Annotated in this window: 17 protein-coding genes and 1 pseudogene; 8 read left to right on the forward strand and 10 right to left on the reverse strand. The window is 64.5% G+C overall.

Going from position 1 to position 16,306, the window contains the following annotated elements:
* Positions 1–29: 29 nt before the first annotated feature.
* The 4 genes from IVA91_RS02310 to IVA91_RS02325 all read left to right on the forward strand — a co-directional run bounded on the left by IVA91_RS02310 (position 30) and on the right by IVA91_RS02325 (position 3,760).
* On the forward strand, positions 30–485 hold the full coding sequence (locus IVA91_RS02310) for a cupredoxin family protein (protein ID WP_247280844.1): 456 nt from the start codon (positions 30–32) through the stop codon (positions 483–485).
* A 17-nt stretch (positions 486–502) separates the two neighbouring features.
* Entirely contained in the window at positions 503–802 is a 300-nt protein-coding gene (locus IVA91_RS02315; protein ID WP_247280845.1) for a copper-binding protein, read from the forward strand.
* A gap of 322 nt (positions 803–1,124) precedes the next feature.
* Complete coding sequence (flhA, locus tag IVA91_RS02320) at positions 1,125–3,266, forward strand: flagellar biosynthesis protein FlhA (RefSeq protein ID WP_247280846.1); 2,142 nt, start codon at positions 1,125–1,127, stop codon at positions 3,264–3,266.
* 293 nt (positions 3,267–3,559) lie between these two features.
* Complete coding sequence (locus IVA91_RS02325) at positions 3,560–3,760, forward strand: hypothetical protein (protein ID WP_247280847.1); 201 nt, start codon at positions 3,560–3,562, stop codon at positions 3,758–3,760.
* 307 nt (positions 3,761–4,067) lie between these two features.
* Here IVA91_RS02325 and IVA91_RS02330 read toward each other — a convergent pair whose 3' ends face one another.
* From IVA91_RS02330 to fliI, 6 genes are all read right to left on the reverse strand, one after another.
* Positions 4,068–5,285, reverse strand: a complete 1,218-nt coding sequence (locus IVA91_RS02330) for an NAD(P)/FAD-dependent oxidoreductase (RefSeq protein WP_247280848.1) — start codon at positions 5,283–5,285, stop codon at positions 4,068–4,070.
* A gap of 144 nt (positions 5,286–5,429) precedes the next feature.
* The gene (locus IVA91_RS02335; protein ID WP_247280849.1) at positions 5,430–6,389 is read right to left on the reverse strand and encodes an AraC family transcriptional regulator; all 960 of its coding nucleotides are present in this window, start codon (positions 6,387–6,389) and stop codon (positions 5,430–5,432) included.
* 255 nt (positions 6,390–6,644) lie between these two features.
* On the reverse strand, positions 6,645–7,685 hold the full coding sequence (locus IVA91_RS02340; RefSeq protein WP_247458305.1) for an anti-sigma factor: 1,041 nt from the start codon (positions 7,683–7,685) through the stop codon (positions 6,645–6,647).
* A gap of 77 nt (positions 7,686–7,762) precedes the next feature.
* Positions 7,763–8,308 carry a sigma-70 family RNA polymerase sigma factor gene (locus IVA91_RS02345; RefSeq protein WP_247280851.1) on the reverse strand — a complete coding sequence of 182 codons (546 nt, stop codon included), beginning with the start codon at positions 8,306–8,308 and terminating at the stop codon, positions 7,763–7,765.
* A gap of 175 nt (positions 8,309–8,483) precedes the next feature.
* Positions 8,484–8,903, reverse strand: coding sequence for a flagellar export protein FliJ (gene fliJ / locus IVA91_RS02350; protein WP_011084990.1), 420 nt, complete (start codon positions 8,901–8,903; stop codon positions 8,484–8,486).
* A 121-nt stretch (positions 8,904–9,024) separates the two neighbouring features.
* Positions 9,025–10,350: a flagellar protein export ATPase FliI gene (gene fliI, locus IVA91_RS02355; RefSeq protein ID WP_247280852.1), complete on the reverse strand. Its 1,326-nt coding sequence runs from the start codon at positions 10,348–10,350 to the stop codon at positions 9,025–9,027.
* 415 nt (positions 10,351–10,765) lie between these two features.
* Between fliI and IVA91_RS02360 the strand changes: the two genes are divergently transcribed.
* From IVA91_RS02360 to IVA91_RS02375, 4 genes are all read left to right on the forward strand, one after another.
* Positions 10,766–11,467 carry a response regulator transcription factor gene (locus IVA91_RS02360; protein WP_016848562.1) on the forward strand — a complete coding sequence of 234 codons (702 nt, stop codon included), beginning with the start codon at positions 10,766–10,768 and terminating at the stop codon, positions 11,465–11,467.
* Between the two features lie 166 nt (positions 11,468–11,633).
* Positions 11,634–12,038: a DUF350 domain-containing protein gene (locus tag IVA91_RS02365; protein WP_100181150.1), complete on the forward strand. Its 405-nt coding sequence runs from the start codon at positions 11,634–11,636 to the stop codon at positions 12,036–12,038.
* A 1-nt stretch (position 12,039) separates the two neighbouring features.
* Positions 12,040–12,432, forward strand: coding sequence for a hypothetical protein (locus IVA91_RS02370; RefSeq protein ID WP_247280853.1), 393 nt, complete (start codon positions 12,040–12,042; stop codon positions 12,430–12,432).
* A 3-nt stretch (positions 12,433–12,435) separates the two neighbouring features.
* Positions 12,436–13,596 carry a glutathionylspermidine synthase family protein gene (locus IVA91_RS02375; RefSeq protein ID WP_247280854.1) on the forward strand — a complete coding sequence of 387 codons (1,161 nt, stop codon included), beginning with the start codon at positions 12,436–12,438 and terminating at the stop codon, positions 13,594–13,596.
* Positions 13,597–13,614: 18 nt separating this feature from the next.
* On the opposite strand, the gene IVA91_RS02380 is transcribed toward IVA91_RS02375, so the two are convergent.
* The 4 genes and pseudogenes from IVA91_RS02380 to IVA91_RS02395 all read right to left on the reverse strand — a co-directional run.
* Complete coding sequence (locus IVA91_RS02380; protein WP_247280855.1) at positions 13,615–14,487, reverse strand: protein-glutamate O-methyltransferase CheR; 873 nt, start codon at positions 14,485–14,487, stop codon at positions 13,615–13,617.
* Complete coding sequence (locus tag IVA91_RS02385; RefSeq protein ID WP_247458307.1) at positions 14,484–15,671, reverse strand: chemotaxis response regulator protein-glutamate methylesterase; 1,188 nt, start codon at positions 15,669–15,671, stop codon at positions 14,484–14,486. The genes IVA91_RS02380 and IVA91_RS02385 overlap by 4 nt, the downstream gene beginning before the upstream one ends.
* A gap of 75 nt (positions 15,672–15,746) precedes the next feature.
* A complete protein-coding gene (locus tag IVA91_RS02390; RefSeq protein WP_007600538.1) occupies positions 15,747–16,112 on the reverse strand; it encodes a response regulator in 366 nt (121 codons plus the stop codon).
* 72 nt (positions 16,113–16,184) lie between these two features.
* Positions 16,185–16,306: pseudogene (locus tag IVA91_RS02395) on the reverse strand (chemotaxis protein CheW); the annotation flags it as partial.

A 16,306-nucleotide genomic window follows, 5' to 3' on the forward strand; every position in this document is an offset into this window, starting at 1 on the left:
GTTCGATGAATCACCAACTGGAGACGACGATGAAGAAAACGATCAGGCTCGCCCTGGCGCTGACCGCGCTCTCGGCCGCGCCGGCTCTTGCCCACGACAAGCACGGGCACGGGGCCTTTTCGGCCGGCGAGCCCGGCAATCCCAACAAGCCCGCGCGCACCATCGAGATTCTGATGAACGAGATGGACTACACACCCGCCAGGATCGAGGTCAAACGGGGCGAGCAGATTCGCTTCGTCCTGCGCAACGTCGGCAAGGAGGACCATGAATTCCTGCTCGCGACCACCAAGGAGAATCTCGCCCATGCGGTGGAGATGAAGAAGCATCCGCACATGCAGCACGACGATCCGAACGGGGTGCGTCTCGCCCCGAACAAGACGGCCGAGATCCTCTGGAAGTTCAGCAAGGCCGGCACGTTCGAATTTTCCTGTCTGATTCCCGACCACCGCGACTACGGCATGGTCGGCCACGTCACCGTGAAGTAACGAAAAGGGAGACTGCCATGAACCGCATCATCCGTATCACTGCTGCGCTGGCGCTGACGTTAGGCGGTGCCACTGGAGCCCTGGCGGCCGGCGCTTCGATCAGCGGCGAGGTCAAGAAGATCGACGAGGGCGCCGGCAAGATCACGCTCAAGCACGGCCCCGCGAAAAGCCTCGGCATGGAGGAACCCATGACCATGGTCTACCGCGTCAAAGATCCCGCGATGCTGAAGCAGGTGAAGGTCGGCGACAAGGTGACCTTCGAGGCCGAGGAGGCCGCCTCGGGTTACTCGGTGACCAAGATGGAGAAGTGGAAGTAGGGGCGGCTTTCTCTCTGCGTCATTCCGGGAGCGGCTCGAAGAGCCGAACCCGGAATCCCGAGAATTCCGGGTTCGATGCTCCGCATCGCCCCGCAAATGACTCCCAAAAACCCCTCGCCTCGCTCTTCCGCACCCTCCGTTAACACTTTGCTAACCATACACCGGGCAAAAATTGCCGGGTGAAGTCGAGTGTCGTCAGCCGCGTAGAACGGGAGCCCCCGTGGACGCCAGTGCGGTGCCTCACTTTCGGAACGGCGGCCCCTCGGCCGCTGCGCAGACGTTTGGGGCGCGCGGACGGCAGTCGCGCGGGGAGGCAGCTACCATGGTCGATGTCACCGCGGGACAAGGCGTAGGCGGGGCAAGGCCCGGGATCCCCTCCGTCTCCGAAATCGTCAACGTCCTCAAGCGCGGCGATATCGCGCTGGCGCTCGGCATCCTCACCATCCTGGTGGTGCTGATCCTCCCCCTGCCCGCGATCGTGCTGGACCTGTTCCTGGCGATCTCGATCACGCTCTCGATCCTGATCCTGATGACGTCGCTGTTCATCCAGGCGCCGCTGGAATTCTCCGCCTTCCCGACCATCCTGCTGATCTCGACCATGCTGCGCCTGTCGCTCAACATGGCCTCGACCCGGCTGATCCTGTCGCACGGGCACGAGGGCACGGCTGCCGCCGGTCACGTCATCGAGGCCTTCGGCAGCTTCGTGATGGGCGGCAATTTCGTCATCGGCATCATCGTCTTCGCCATCCTGATCATCGTCAACTTCGTCGTCATCACCAAGGGTTCGGGCCGCATCGCGGAGGTCGCCGCCCGCTTCCACCTCGACGCCATGCCCGGCAAGCAGATGGCGATCGACGCCGACCTCTCCGCCGGCCTGATCGACGAGAAGGTCGCCAAGGAGCGACGCAAGGAACTGGAGGATGAGAGCGGCTTCTTCGGTGCCATGGACGGCGCCTCCAAGTTCGTGCGCGGCGATGCCATCGCCGGCCTGCTGATCGTCTTCATCAACGTGGTCGGCGGCATGATCATCGGCGTGGCGCAGCAGGGCATGTCATTCGCCGACGCCGGCCGCAGCTACACGCTCCTGACCGTTGGTGACGGCCTCGTCACCCAGGTGCCGGCGCTGATCGTCTCGACCGCGGCCGGCCTGCTTGTCTCCAAGGCCGGCGTCTCCGGCGCCGCCGACAAGGCGTTGATGAAGCAGTTCTCCGGCTATCCGCAGGCGCTGGCCATGTCCTCGGCGGTGATGCTGGTGCTAGCCGCGCTGCCGGGCATTCCGACCCTCCCCTTCCTCGCGCTCGGCGCCGGCGCCGGCGCGCTCGCCTGGCAGGCGCGCACCAACAAGAGGATCAGCATCAAGGCCGAGGAAGCCGCCAAGGCCGCGCCTGCTCCGGGCACGCCGGGTGCGCCGGGCGCGGCTGCGGCCGAAGAGCCGATCTCGGCTGCGCTCAAGATCGACGACCTCAAGATCGAGCTCGGCTATGCCCTGCTGCCGCTGGTCAACGGCCCCGATGGCACCGACCGCCTCACCGAGCAGATTAAGGCGCTGCGCCGCTCGCTCGCGGTCGAGATGGGTTTCGTGATGCCGGCGGTGCGCATCCTCGACAACGTCCAGCTCGAGGCCAACACTTACATCATCAAGATCAAGGAGGTCGACGCCGGCACCGGCAAGATCTGGCCGAACCAGTTCATGGTCATGGACCCCGGCGGCAGCCAGGTGCAGGTACCCGGCATTCACACCACCGAGCCGACCTTCGGCCTGCCTGCGACCTGGGTGGACGCCAGCTTCAAGGAAGAGGCCTCGCTGAAGGGCTATACCGTGGTCGACGCCGCAACCGTGCTCTCGACCCACCTCACCGAGCTGCTCAAGGCCAACATGTCGGACCTGCTCTCTTATGGCGAGGTGCAGAAGCTGCTCAAGGAGCTGCCGAAGGAGCAGAGCGAGCTGGTCAAGGACATCGTGCCGGGACAGGTCACGGTCTCTGGCATCCAGCGCGTGCTGCAACTCCTGCTGGCCGAGCGCATCTCGATCCGCGATCTCTCGACCATCCTCGAAGGCATCGCCGACTCGCTCGCCTTCTCACGCAATCCCGCGACCATGGTCGAGCATGTCCGCGCCCGGCTGGCGCGGCAGATCTGCGCGCAGAACACCTCCTACAACGGCTATTTGCCGCTGATCGCGCTGTCGGCACGCTGGGAACAGGCATTTGCCGAGTCGATCATCGGCCAGGGCGAAGAGCGCAGCCTTGCGATGCAGCCCTCGAAACTGTCGGAGTTCATGACCGCCGTGCGCGAGGCGTTCGAGCGCGCCGCCCGCGAAGGCGAGGCGCCGGTGCTGGTCACCTCTGCCGCAATTCGTCCCTTCGTCCGCTCCCTGGTGGAACGGTTCCGGGCACAGACGACCGTGCTGTCGCAGGCCGAAATCCACCCTAGAGCGAGGTTGAAAACAGTCGGAAGCATCTGATTTGGCTCAAGAAGCCGCGTGTTTTTTGGCCACATGCAAATGGTTTTTGAGTTCTTGGCTGCTTGTGGCCCAAAAGCCGAAAAGGCGCCTCACAGGTAATTACATCGTTGAAATAATTATATAATCGCATGACCAACGATCGCTTTTGATCGCGACCTTTCACGTCCTGTCACGCTCTTGTGATGGCCTCTTGGGAACGAATCCTCCCAATACTAGGTTGTTGGGCACCGGAAGCATGAACCTGCCTGAATGGGCTGGCGACTACTTCGGGTAGATGGCGGCAGGAGGCTTCCATGAACCACTCGATCTACAGCGCAGACCGCGCGACCCATCTGAAGATTGTGGTCGTGGCCCTCGTCGCAGGGATCGTGGTGGCCGGCCTCGGCATCACGGCACGCACGGGTTCGGATGAAGGCCTGACCCAGAGCGCCCGCGTCATCAAGGCCGGCCAGCCGGTCGTGATTACCAGTTCGAACGCGTCCCTCGTTCGCTAAGGAGACCTGACGAGTTTTGTGAATTCACGCGGCTCTTTACCAGCCCCCCAAAGTCGCCACGTGGATATGTAGACGACCCCAACCCCAAGTCGACTACAGAAAGCGCCCGCCCCCCACGGGCGCTTTCTCATGTCTGAGGTATGTTGCGGAAAATGAATTCGGCGCGGATGTAGCCAGCGATACCACGACGGTCACAATTGCGATTCCCCGCAAAGGCGGACAATCCAGTGCGCCGCGGACGGCTCGTTTTCCATTCCTTTTGGAATACTGGATCACCCCTTCGCGGACGATGACAGTGCGCTTGCGGCTACCGCGCCCGGTACGTCGGCGGCGGCGTCTGCACCGTCGGCGCCGCGGCAGCGAAGAGCTCGTCCCTGCTGCCCGTGAGCGGCGGATAGATGCGCCTGCGGTTGATCGTCTCCTTGGTCACTTTCGCGGCCGCGCCGGTGGCGCGCACCTCACGATTCCAGCCTTCCGTGTAGAGCGCGCCCCAGGTGCCGAGATCGAGCACGGTCACGTACCAGTCGATCCGCAACGGCAGCATCGGCAGACCGGCGAGATCAGCCACCACGTTGTGACCGGCGAAGCGGCCCATGGGGCGCGCGAACTGGCAGGACATCACGGTCGGATGCAGCCCGTCGATCACGCTCGAGGCAACGTCGCCGGCCGCGAACACACCGCCGACATCCGCAACCCGCATGAAAGGATCGACCAGGATGCGCCCGAGGCGATCGCGCGCGTCCGGAAAGCTCGCCGCCAAGGGGCTTGCACGGAGCCCGGCACACCAGATCACCGTCTGCGCCGAAATGAACTCGCCCGAACTCAGGCGCATGCCGGCAGCCTCGACCGAGACGACGCGCACACCAAGCCGCATCTCGACATCGAGCGAGGCCAAGGCCGTCTCGATCACGGGACGCGCCTGCGCGCCGATGGTGGCGCCGACCGCTGGATTGGGATCGACGAGGACGATGCGGCGGCTGCCGCTGATGCCCGCACGCGTCAGCCTCGCGGGCATCTCGGCCGCGACCTCGATGCCGGTGAAGCCGGCGCCGACCACTACCACCGTCGAACGCCCCGGCGCCGGCACGCTGCGTCCAAGCGAGACGAGATGATCCTCGAGGCGGAGCGCCGCGGCATAGGTATCGACGTCGAAAGGGTGCTCGGCAAGGCCTGGAATGTCGGGACGCATCACCTCGCTGCCGAGCGCCAGCACGAGGCGGTCATAGTCCAACCTCTCCTCACCGCCGCTCGTGACCAGCGAGATTTCACGTCGTGTCGGATCGATGGCTTCAACTTCGCCGATGCCGTGGCTGACGCCGATCGGATCGAGCAGTTGCGGCAGCGGTAGCGCGACCTCGCCGAGGTCGGCCTCGTAATTGCGGACGCGGATGTTGTGATAGGGATTGCGGTCGACGAGACGGATATCGATGTCGCTGTTCGCGCCGATCTCGTCGCGCTTGCGCGCAGCGCCGATGGCCGCCCACAGGCCTGCAAACCCGGCGCCGAGCACGACGATACGCGCCATGTCCGCCTACTGCGCTTTCCCAACGGCCGATACGAGCGACCGACATGCGGATCGAGCGATCCGCCGCAGCCAGATATAGCGCATTCGGCCGCCTTGACCAACTGCGGCAGCATTGACGCGCCGGACAAGATTAGACCGGCCGGATCACGCCTCGCGCAGTTCCGACGGCGTCGCGCCGAAGCGCTTGCGGAAGGCGCGATTGAAATAGGACAGATCGGAAAAGCCTGAGGAATGCGCGATGTCGCTGATCTTGCGCGTCCTGGCGCGGGGATCGCAGAGCAGTTTGCGCGCCTGGAGCAGGCGCTGCTCCAGCACGAATTCGGTGAAGGTCGTGCCGGCCTGCTCGAACAGGCGCTGCGCCTGGCGCGGGCTGAGGCCCGAGCGCGTCGCGATCTCGGACAGGCAGAGATCGTTGCGGCCGAGCGCCGCCATCACGTCGGCGCGCATGAGATCGAGACGGGCCGCCGCATGCCCGCGTCCGCGCGCAAGGCTGGCATGCTCGGCGTCGGTCCCGAGCAGAAGACCGACGAGATCAATCATGTGCTGCGCGGTCAGACGCTGCCCGACCGCATCGAGATGCGGCGCCTGATTGGCGGCGAGCGCATGGTAGCGGAAGATGGTCTCGGCGACCGCGCCGTCGGAGAGCACCTGCGACAGCTTCTCCTCTGCGCGCGGATTGATGTCGAGCAGCGCGCGGCGCGGCATGCGGATGGTAGTGAAGCGCTCCTCGTCGGTGTGGCCGACAGTGCCGGTGATGCTCATGTCGGCGAGCACCATCTGCGCCGGCGCGAGTTCGACGGTGTGACCGTTCTGCCCGACGCGGACGCGGCCCGCATGTCCGGCAATCAGGACGACATCGTCGCGGCCGTCGGCAAGGTGGCTCTGCGTGCGTGAATATTGTGCGGAAGCGCCTTCGGGAATGGCGAGCGCGATGTTGTCGACGACGCTGACCTGGAGCCGGCAGTCGATGCTGTCGCCCCGGCTCGGCGCGATATCGAGGCCGCAGGACCCGAAGACCCGCTCGCGCCAGTGCTCGAACTCCGGACCGTGCGGCAGCCCCGCATATTGGTGAATGAAGATGCCGGGAGCCTTCACTGCATCCATCTGATTTTCTCACCCTCTCCGGCATCGCGCTCAGCGGCGCCGCCTTCAAATTCTGGGCATTTGACGCCGCCAAGTGCAGCCAGGTTCAAATCGGGCGCGGGAATCGGCGGGACTTGTCGGATTACGACGACAGGATGGACCGTGGCGACAGTTTCTGCTGGTAGCTCGGAGCAGAGCGGAATGCCGGACAGTGGTCGTCCGGATTGCGCTCCATCCGGGCCACGACGCTCTTCGCCAGGACGATGAAATGTTGGGCTACTTCGCCGGCTGCGCCGGCGGCACGGTTTCGATCAGCTTGCCGGAAAACACCGGCGCCGAGGTCGGCTGGCCATTGGGCGAACCGCCGGCCTGCTCGACCGTGACGGCGTAAGTCGCGCCGTTGACGACGTCGAAATCGTAGGAAGCCAGCAGCGGACGCGCGGTGAAATCGCTAGCACCGATCACGCCGAGCGAACGCGGGCGCGGCAGCTTGTCGGAGATCAGCCAGAGCTCGAAGCTCTTGCCGGGCTCCGGGGTCGCGCCGACCTTGCGGACCGTGAAATTCCGCGTCGCGCCGTCGATGGTGAGAATGAAGGCGGGGCCGCCGCCCTGGCCCTGCAGCAGCGCGACATATTGCGCGGAGGGGGCGAGCGGCGCGGCCGGTGTCTTCACTTCCACAGTCTGGATGCGCGGCGCGGGACGCAAGGCACCCGGCAACGCATCAGGGAGGGATATCTGAAGCGACAGCGCCACGAGCAGCGCGGCCGCAAGCGCGCCGACGGCGGATGCGATGTTGCGCCAGCGCTTCACGCGCCCCTCGATACGGATCACATTGCCGTCCTCGACGGCCGGCGCCTGCGGCGCGCGGCCGACGTTGAGATCCGGAGCATGGACCTGCGGCATGAACTGCGGCGCGATGTCCGGAATAGCGTCGGGCTCGGCACGCGATGTCTGCGGCTGCTCCGCTTCGGGATGCTGCGGCTCCGGGGACTGCACGCCGGCCGTCGACGATTCCGAAGAGGCAATGTCCAGCGAAGGCAATTCCGGTATGGGTGGCGGTGCAGCCTCGACATGCGGCTCCTGCGCAAGGGTCGTGCGCGCGATCTCGGACCTGATGTTCTCCCACACGATCGGGCGCGGCTCGACCAAGCCGACCATCTGGTTGAGCGCGCCGAGCCGGAAGGCCCAGGCCTGCACGATATCGGCGAACGCCTTGTCCACCGCCATCATGGTCTCGACCTGCACGCGCTCGTCGGCGTCGAGCGTACCGAGCGCATATTCCGCGGCGAGCGCGATATGGTCCTCCGTGTAGGCCATCACTGTCCTTCATCTCTCCCCATTGGGGAGAGGTGGACAGTCGTTGCCGCGCTGGTACCTGCCACTCTCATCATCCACTAAAGCCCGAGGCACTCCCGGATATCCAGCATGCTGCGCCGCAGCCACGTCTTCACCGTGTTGACAGGCGCAACGAATTTCTCCGCCAATTGCTCACGGCTCCAACCGTTGTAATAGGCGAGAAGCACGAGCCGCTGGCGGTCCGGCTCGAGCCGGCCGATACATTCCAGGAGCCGTTTCAACTCCTCGGTCATCTCCCTCCGCGCCAGCGGATCAGGACTATCGGCCGCCACCTCCATCGCCTGAGGCTCTTCCTCGATGGAGACTTCCGACTTCTTGCGCACAACGTCGATCGCGCGGTTGCGGGCGATCGACGCCATCCACGTGATCGGCGAGGACATGGCCGGATTGAACTGGCCGGCGCTGTTCCAGATCTTGACGTAGGTCTCCTGAATGACCTCCTCTGCGAGATCCTGCCGGCGCAAGATACGGAGCACGACGCCGTAAAGTTTCGCGCGCGTGGCGACGTAGAGCCGCTCGAATGCGGCCTGATCGCCCTTCGCCACCGCCTCAATCAGCCCGACCAGCTCTGCTGGCGTCAGCATTCAGCCCCCCACCGCCCGTCGCTTTCCGCGCAAGCCCAGGCACGTCGCTACCATAGCGCGCGACAAACCTGACCACCAAGAGGCGCCGCGCCTCCACTGTGGACAGCAAATATGAAAACCCGGACCTTGCGGTCCGGGTTTGGCAGATTTCTCGGCGGTCGGGCTGCTGGCGCCGTTAGGCGACGGCGCCGATGCGGGCGCGCATCAGGCCGATGCTGTCGAGGTCGGCCTGCTCGCGGGCGTTCTCTTCGGCGCGCTCGCGGGCCTGGTCACGCTCGTCGAGGAGCTCGACCTTCTTCAACTCCTCGAAGGCTTCGGCCAATGCGGCCTTGGCTTCGTCGAGTTGGCCCTTGAGCTCGTCGGCCGAGCGGGTCAGGTTCTCGCGGCGCTGGATCGCAGCCTTGGCATAGGTCGGGTAGGCGAAGTGCGAGGGATCGTTGATCCCGGCGCGCTCCTGCTCGGTTTGGATCTCGCGCTCGAGATCAACCGACATCCGCTGGAAGTCGGCGATCATGGTCTCGATCTGGGTGACCCGGCGGCGCTTCTCGTCGACCTGAAATTTCTTCAGGCGAATGAGGGTATCACGTGACTTCATCGACTCGTACTCCCCAGAAGTCCCCTCGCTGCACGTGGGACGGCACCGGTCTCCCCACAGGCCCGATTGCGGCCAAGACCGGCTCTGCTACTCTGTGGGATCGGATGATGACCTGACAAAGTTAGCGTTCCGTTTCCAAATCACCCAGGATTTGCGCCAACTGGCGATAGCCGTCCGCGAGTGATGCATTTTCGTCCTTGCGCTGGCGGAGGAAGGCCTCGAGCGGCTCGTGCAGGCGGATCGCTTCGTCGACCTCGGGGCTGGAGCCGGCCCGGTAGGCGCCAAGCCGGATCAATTCCTCCATGTCGGCATAGGTCGCCATCACCTGTCGTGCCCGCTGGATGGTTGGCCAGAATTGCGGATCGGCCGATTTCGGCATGGTGCGGGAGACGGATTTGAGGATGTTGATGGCGGGGTAGCGACCGCGCTCGGCGATCGAGCGCTGCATCACGATATGGCCGTCGAGGATACCGCGGACGGCGTCCGCAATTGGCTCATTATGATCGTCGCCGTCGACCAGCACCGTGAAGATCGCGGTGATGGCGCCCTCTCCCAGTCCGGGTCCGGCGCGCTCCAGGAGTTTGGGCAATTCGGTGAACACGGTCGGCGTGTAGCCCTTGGCAGTCGGCGGCTCGCCGGCGGATAGACCAATCTCGCGCTGGGCCATGGCAAAGCGCGTCACCGAGTCCATCAGGCAGAGCACGTCCTTGTCCTCGTCGCGAAAATACTCAGCGACCGCGAGCGTCAGATACGCCGCCTGGCGGCGCATAAGCGCCGGCTCGTCCGAGGTCGCCACCACCACGACGGAGCGCGCAAGGCCCTCCTCGCCGAGATCGTCCTGCAAGAATTCCTGCACCTCGCGGCCGCGTTCGCCGATCAGCCCGATGACGCTGACCGCCGCATCGACGTTGCGCGCCAGCATCGACAGCAGCACCGACTTGCCGACTCCGGAGCCCGCGAAGATTCCCATGCGCTGGCCCCGGCAGCAGGTGAGAAAGGTGTTCATCGCGCGCACGCCGAGGTCGAGCGGGGCGCCGACGCGCTTGCGCGAATGCGCGGGCGGCGGCGTATTGCGGAACGGCATCGGCGAGGAACCTTGCGGCAGGGGCCCCTTGCCGTCGATCGGCTCGCCCAGCGCATTGACGACGCGGCCGAGCCAGGCCGCTGACGGCCGCACTTGATTGGCGGCATTGGCGATGACCGCCTTGCAGCCGCGGCGCACGCCGTCGAGGCCGGCGAACGGCATCACCACGGCATTGTTGCCGGAGAAGCCGATCACCTCGCAGGGGATCGAGCGGTTGGCACCGGTCTCGATCACCAGCCGCGCACCCACCGACATTGCGTGAATGGGACCAGCCACCTCGACCATGAGGCCGCGCACGCCGACTACACGGCCGTAGATGTTGACGCCGTCGATGTCGCCGATCTGTTCGGCCAAAGCCTTCATAGGTGGGCCTTCATGAGGTGCGCGCCTTCGTCGTCCGGGGCTTCAAGGTGAAAACCTTAAGTTTCGCCATATTTCTGAACGGCGCTTAACTTCGTGTTTACCCGCATCATTAATCATTGCGTCACTGTCTTTGAGACTGAGCGTGACTTCCCTTCAGAAGAAGGCTGAGTCGCGGGAGTCGGTTAGGCCCGTCTCTTAAAGTGGAGCTTGAACGGAATCGGGTGACGAAAGCTGCTTCGCACGCAAGACCTTAGGGCGATTCGACAAAAATTGCACCGGGGGGACTTGCGTTCCAGAATCAGAGTTTGTTAACCATCTGTTGTCAGGATCCGAATCAGTTGTTCAAAGGCGTTTTGTTGAGTGCCGCGAATGCGGCCGACCTGACGCCCAGGAGCGGCGACTATGGGGAACTGGCATGCGCGTTTTGCTGATTGAAGATGACAGCGCCGTCGCGCAGTCGATCGAGCTGATGTTGAAGTCGGAGAGCTTCAACGTCTACACGACCGATTTGGGGGAAGAAGGCGTCGATCTCGGTAAACTATACGATTACGACATTATTCTCCTCGACCTCAATCTGCCCGACATGTCCGGCTACGACGTGCTCAAGCAGCTCCGGGTCTCCAAGATCAAGACACCCATTCTGATCCTCTCCGGCCTCGCCGGCATTGAGGACAAGGTCAAGGGTCTCGGCGTCGGCGCCGACGACTACATGACCAAGCCCTTCCACAAGGACGAGCTGGTGGCCCGCATCCACGCGATCGTGCGCCGCTCCAAGGGCCATGCCCAGTCGGTCATCCAGACCGGCGACCTCGTCGTCAACCTCGACACCAAGACGGTGGAAGTCGGCGGCCAACGCGTGCATCTGACCGGCAAGGAATATCAGATGCTGGAGCTCCTCAGCTTGCGCAAGGGCACGACCCTCACCAAGGAAATGTTCCTCAACCATCTCTATGGCGGCATGGACGAGCCGGAGCTGAAGATCATCGACGTCTTCATCTGCAAGCTCCGCAAGAAGCTCGCCAACGCCTCCGAGGGACGCAACTTCATCGAGACCGTGTGGGGCCGCGGCTACGTGCTGCGCGAGCCGCACGAGGCCGACGAGCGCATCCCGGCCTGATCCTGGTTTACGTCGCGAACCCTCGGGCTCGCTCCTCCCAGCCTGAACCCCGCCGCAAATGGCGGGGTTTTGTTTTTTGGGGACGCCAAGGCGCCTCATCGTCCTCCCGACATTGAACCGCTATCCTTTCTCCGCCGACGAATGGTCGCTGCACGATGGGGGAACGATGATCCTGCAATCACTCGCCGGCCTGCCCGCCTTCCTGGTCTATTTCTGCACCGGGCTGATCGCCATCGTGGCCTATCTGTTCGTCTACACGCGCATCACTGCGCATAACGAATTCCAGCTCATCCGCGACAACGAGCCGGCCGCGGCGATTGCGCTCGGCCTCAGCCTGCTCGGCTTCGTGGCACCGCTGGTCAGCGCCATCGCCCATTCGGCCAATGTGCTCGATTGCCTGATCTGGGCGACGATCGCACTGGTCGTGCAGGTCATCGTGTTCTTCCTCGTGAAGGTCCCGGTGCCGAACCTGTCGGCGCGGATCTCTGCCGGCGAGCTTGCCCCGGCGATCTGGCTTGGCCTGTCCTCGCTCGCCGCGGGCCTGCTGAACGCCGCCTGCATGATCTACTGACATGGCCGACAAACCCTCCAAAAAGGAGTTCGGCAAGCGCCGGCAAGTGGCCGAGCTACCGCCTCGGAGGCCGCCGGTGAAGCGCTCCGGCCATGTTGCACTGCTGGTGATGGGCACGATCGCGGTCGGCACCACCGCCTACACGATGATGCCGCAGACCTGCGAGCCGCCTCCGCCCGGAACGGAAGCGCCAGCTCAGGCGAGCACCCCGTGCAGCAGCCGAAGCAGTTCCTCGAGCGGTGGCAGCAGCTCGCGTTGGTCGTCGCGATCGAGCTTCTTCAGCAGCGATTCCTCGAGCCATTCCTCGTCGGGAACGTCGTCCGAGTCGGGCTCCGGCAGCGTGAGCCGCGGCGGCTTCGGCTCGTTTGGCCATGGCTTTTCAAGCGGCGGCTGATCCATGCAACGCATCGTCTGTCTCGAGCGCAACGACTGGCGAGAAACCGCAGCGCAATGCGGTTTCGTCTTCCACACCATCGACGGCGAACGCTATTGGGACGAGCGCGCTTATTACAGCTTCACCCTCGACGAGATCGAGCGCGACATCGAGACGCCGACCGGCGAGATCGAGGCGATGTGTCTGGAGCTTGCCGGCCGCGTCATCGGCGACGAGCGCTACCTGCGCAGCCTGAAGATTCCGCGAGCATTTTGGACCTTGATTGCCGAGAGCTGGGAGCGCGACGACCGCAGCCTCTATGGCCGGCTCGATCTCAAGTTCGACGGCGAAGGTCCGGCAAAGCTGCTCGAATACAATGCGGATACGCCGACTTCGATCTTCGAAGCCGCGGTATTTCAATGGACATGGCTCGAGCAGGCGATCGAACGGCGCATCATTCCGTCGCGTGCCGACCAGTTCAACTCCATCCACGAGCGGCTGATCGCCGCGTGGAAGGAGATCGCCGCCGGCCGCCACGTCCATCTCACCGGCATTACCGGCAATGAGGAAGACGCCGGCACGCTGGCTTATCTCGAAGACACCGCGCGCCAGGCGGGGCTCTCGACCAGGCTGCTCGACATCGAGGCGGTCGGCTGGCGCGATGATGGTGGCGGCTTCGTCGATCTCGACGATTGCGATATCGGGCTGGCCTTCAAGCTCTATCCCTGGGAGTGGATGTTCCACGACGCCTTCGGCGCCAAGCTCAAGGACGCACCGACGCGCTGGATCGAACCGCCGTGGAAGGCCGTGCTCTCCAACAAGGGAATCCTGCCGCTGCTGTGGGAGATGTTTCCGAACCATCCCAATTTGCTGCCGGCCTTCTTCGAGGATGATCCTCGCGCTGCTGAACTCGGAACGTCCTATGTGCGCAAGCCGCTGCTGTCGCGTGAAGGCGCCAATGTCACGCTTGTATCTGGCGGCATGCCGCTCGACGCGCAGGCGGGCCCTTACGGCGCCGAAGGTTTCGTGCGGCAGGCGCTATCACCGCTGCCGAACTTTTCAGGCTTCTATCCTGTGATTGGAAGCTGGCTGGTGAACCACGAGCCGTGTGGCCTCTCGATCCGCGAAGACGAGAGCCCGATCACGGGCAACCGCTCGCGGTTTCTGCCACATGCGATATTGTGAGGCGTATGACAGATGAGATCACCGCGCCGCAGCCACCTTCAACGACGGCGGCATCAAACCGCCCATAGGGCGGCCGGAGCGCAAGGGGTTGAGCTGGTAGAGACCGCGGCGATCGGCGATGGGGCGGAACGCATCGGAGATGCCGATGACGGATTCGGCGGCGCCAAGCAGCAGCGTGCCGTCGGCCGCCATGCCCTTCGCCATCCGCTCGAAGATCACCGCCTTGGTGTCCTGGTCGAAATAGATCAGCACGTTACGGCAGAAGATCACGTCGAACGTGCCGAGATGGGAGAAGTCCTGCAACAGATTGAGCTGGCGGAACTGCACCATCGATCGAATGTCGGGATTGAGCTGCCAGACGTCCCCGACTTGCGTGAAGTGTTTCACGAGGAGCTGAATCGGCAGGCCGCGCTGCACCTCGAACTGGCTGTAGATGCCGGCTTTGGATTTCTCCAGCACCTCCTGCGACAGATCGGTGGCGACGATCTCGATACGCCAGCCGGCGAGCGCAGCACCCATCTCCTTCAGGCACATCGCGATCGAATAGGGCTCCTGCCCCGTCGACGATGCCGCTGACCAGATCCGGAGTGACCTGCGCGCCGCGCGCGCCTGGACCAGACCTGGAATGATCGTCTCGCGCAAATGGTCGAACGGGATCTTGTCGCGGAAGAAGAAGGTCTCGTTGGTGGTCATGGCTTCGACCACGTCGGTCGCGAGCCGGCCGTCACCATTCCTGATCTTCAACACGAGATCGGGAATGCCCGATAGGCTCGCCTTGCGGGCCAGCGGCAGCAGCCGGCTCTCGACCAGATATTGCTTGTCGGCCGACAGGTCGAGACCGGAGCGCTCCTTCAGGAACTTGCGCAAATATTCGTAGTCAACCGGCGTCACGAGCGGTCCCCCGCGAACAGACGATTGACCTTGGCGCCGATCTGGTTGAGCGGCAGGATCGCCGCGCAGATGCCGGCATTGGCGGCCGCGCCCGGCATGCCCCAGACGACGCTGGAAGCCTCATCCTGCGCGATGACACTGCCGCCGGCAGCGACGATGTCCTTGCCGCCGCGCATGCCGTCGGAGCCCATACCCGTCAGGATCACGGAGAGGATGCCGCCGTGCCAGATGTCGATGGCGGAGGTGAAGAGCGGGTCGACCGCAGGCTTGCAGAAATTGACGGCGGGGCCGTCGTCGAGCGCGATCACAGTGTCGGTGCCGCTGCGCACGACGCGCATGTGCTTGCCGCCGGGCGCCAGGTAAATCCGTCCCCGCTTCACCGGCTCGCCGTCGATCGCCTCGGCCGCCGGCTTGCGGCTCGAACGCGCCAGATGCTCGGCAAGAATGGTGGTGAAGGTCGGCGGCATGTGCTGGGTGATCAGCACCGGGACGCGATCGATCACCGGGCCGAGTTCGGTGACGAGCGCCATCAGCGCCTGCGGACCGCCGGTTGAGGAGCCGATCAGCAGCGCCTTTGGCGCCTGGGTCGAGAACGGGCGCGTGGCCGGCGCTGCCGCCGACGGCGCGGCCGAAGCCGGCGCGGCGGACCGCGCGACGGCCGGTGCACGTACAACCGGCGCGGGGCTCGCGGGCGCCAGCGGCGGACTCGCAACCGTGGACCTCCTGCGCAGGCGCGCGCCGAGGTGGCGGATCTTCTGGACCAAATCGTGGTGGAAGATGTCCGCGGCCGACGCCTCGCGCGTCGATTCCGGCTTCGGAATGTAGTCGGCCGCGCCGAGCGACAACGCCTTGAAGCTGATCTCCGCGTTACGGCGGGTCAGCGTCGAGGCCATGATGATGACCAGATCGCGCTTCTTCGCCAGCAGTTGCGGCAGCGCCGAGAGGCCGTCGAGCTCGGGCATTTCGATGTCGAGCACGGCGACATCGGGGTTGATGCGTTCGATCTGGTTGACCGCCTCGAGCCCGGTGCGCAGCGAGGCCGCAACCTCCATGTCGTGCTCGGCACCGACCCAGCGCGAGATCAGACCGCGAATAACGACGGAATCGTCGACGATCATCACCCGCAACGGCCCCGCCTCGCGCGACGAGCCCGTGGTCGAATTACCTGCGAACGCAACACTCATTACTCACCAACTCAGACTGAAACGGTTCAGTTGAAAACAAGCGCCGAAGGATCCGTTCAGCCTCCGGGCGATCGCTCAGATAAGGCCGACTTCCTGGAATTTCGCCGTCACGATGTCCTTGTCGAAGGGCTTCATGATGTACTCGTTGGCACCGGCGTGCAGCGCGCGCGCGATGTGCGCGACGTCGTTCTCGGTGGTGCAGAACACCACCTTGGGCTGGTCGCCTCCGGGCATGCGCCTGAGATGGCCGAGGAACTCGTAGCCGTCCATGACGGGCATGTTCCAATCGAGCAGCACCGCATCGGGCAAGCCGCGCTTGCAGGCTTCCAGCGCCTTCTCACCGTCTTCGGCTTCGAGGATCTGGAAGTCGAGGCCCTCCAGGATCCGGCGCGCAACCTTGCGGATGACGCTGGAATCATCAACGACGAGACAAGTTCGCATGTGAACCTCTGCTTCCTTCCCCTTTGCCGGGGCGCTTTCAGTTGCAGGCCCGATGACGGCGATGCCGCCGTATCAGGCTGCCATCATCTCGGGCGCGAGCTCGAGGACGCGATCGACGTCGAGGACGACCATGAGCTGGCCGTCGAGGCGGTGGACGCCGCCGGCGAGCTTGGCCATGCGGGGGTCGAGGTTGA

This window comes from Bradyrhizobium sp. 153 (genome assembly GCF_023073835.1).
Lineage (GTDB): Bacteria > Pseudomonadota > Alphaproteobacteria > Rhizobiales > Xanthobacteraceae > Bradyrhizobium.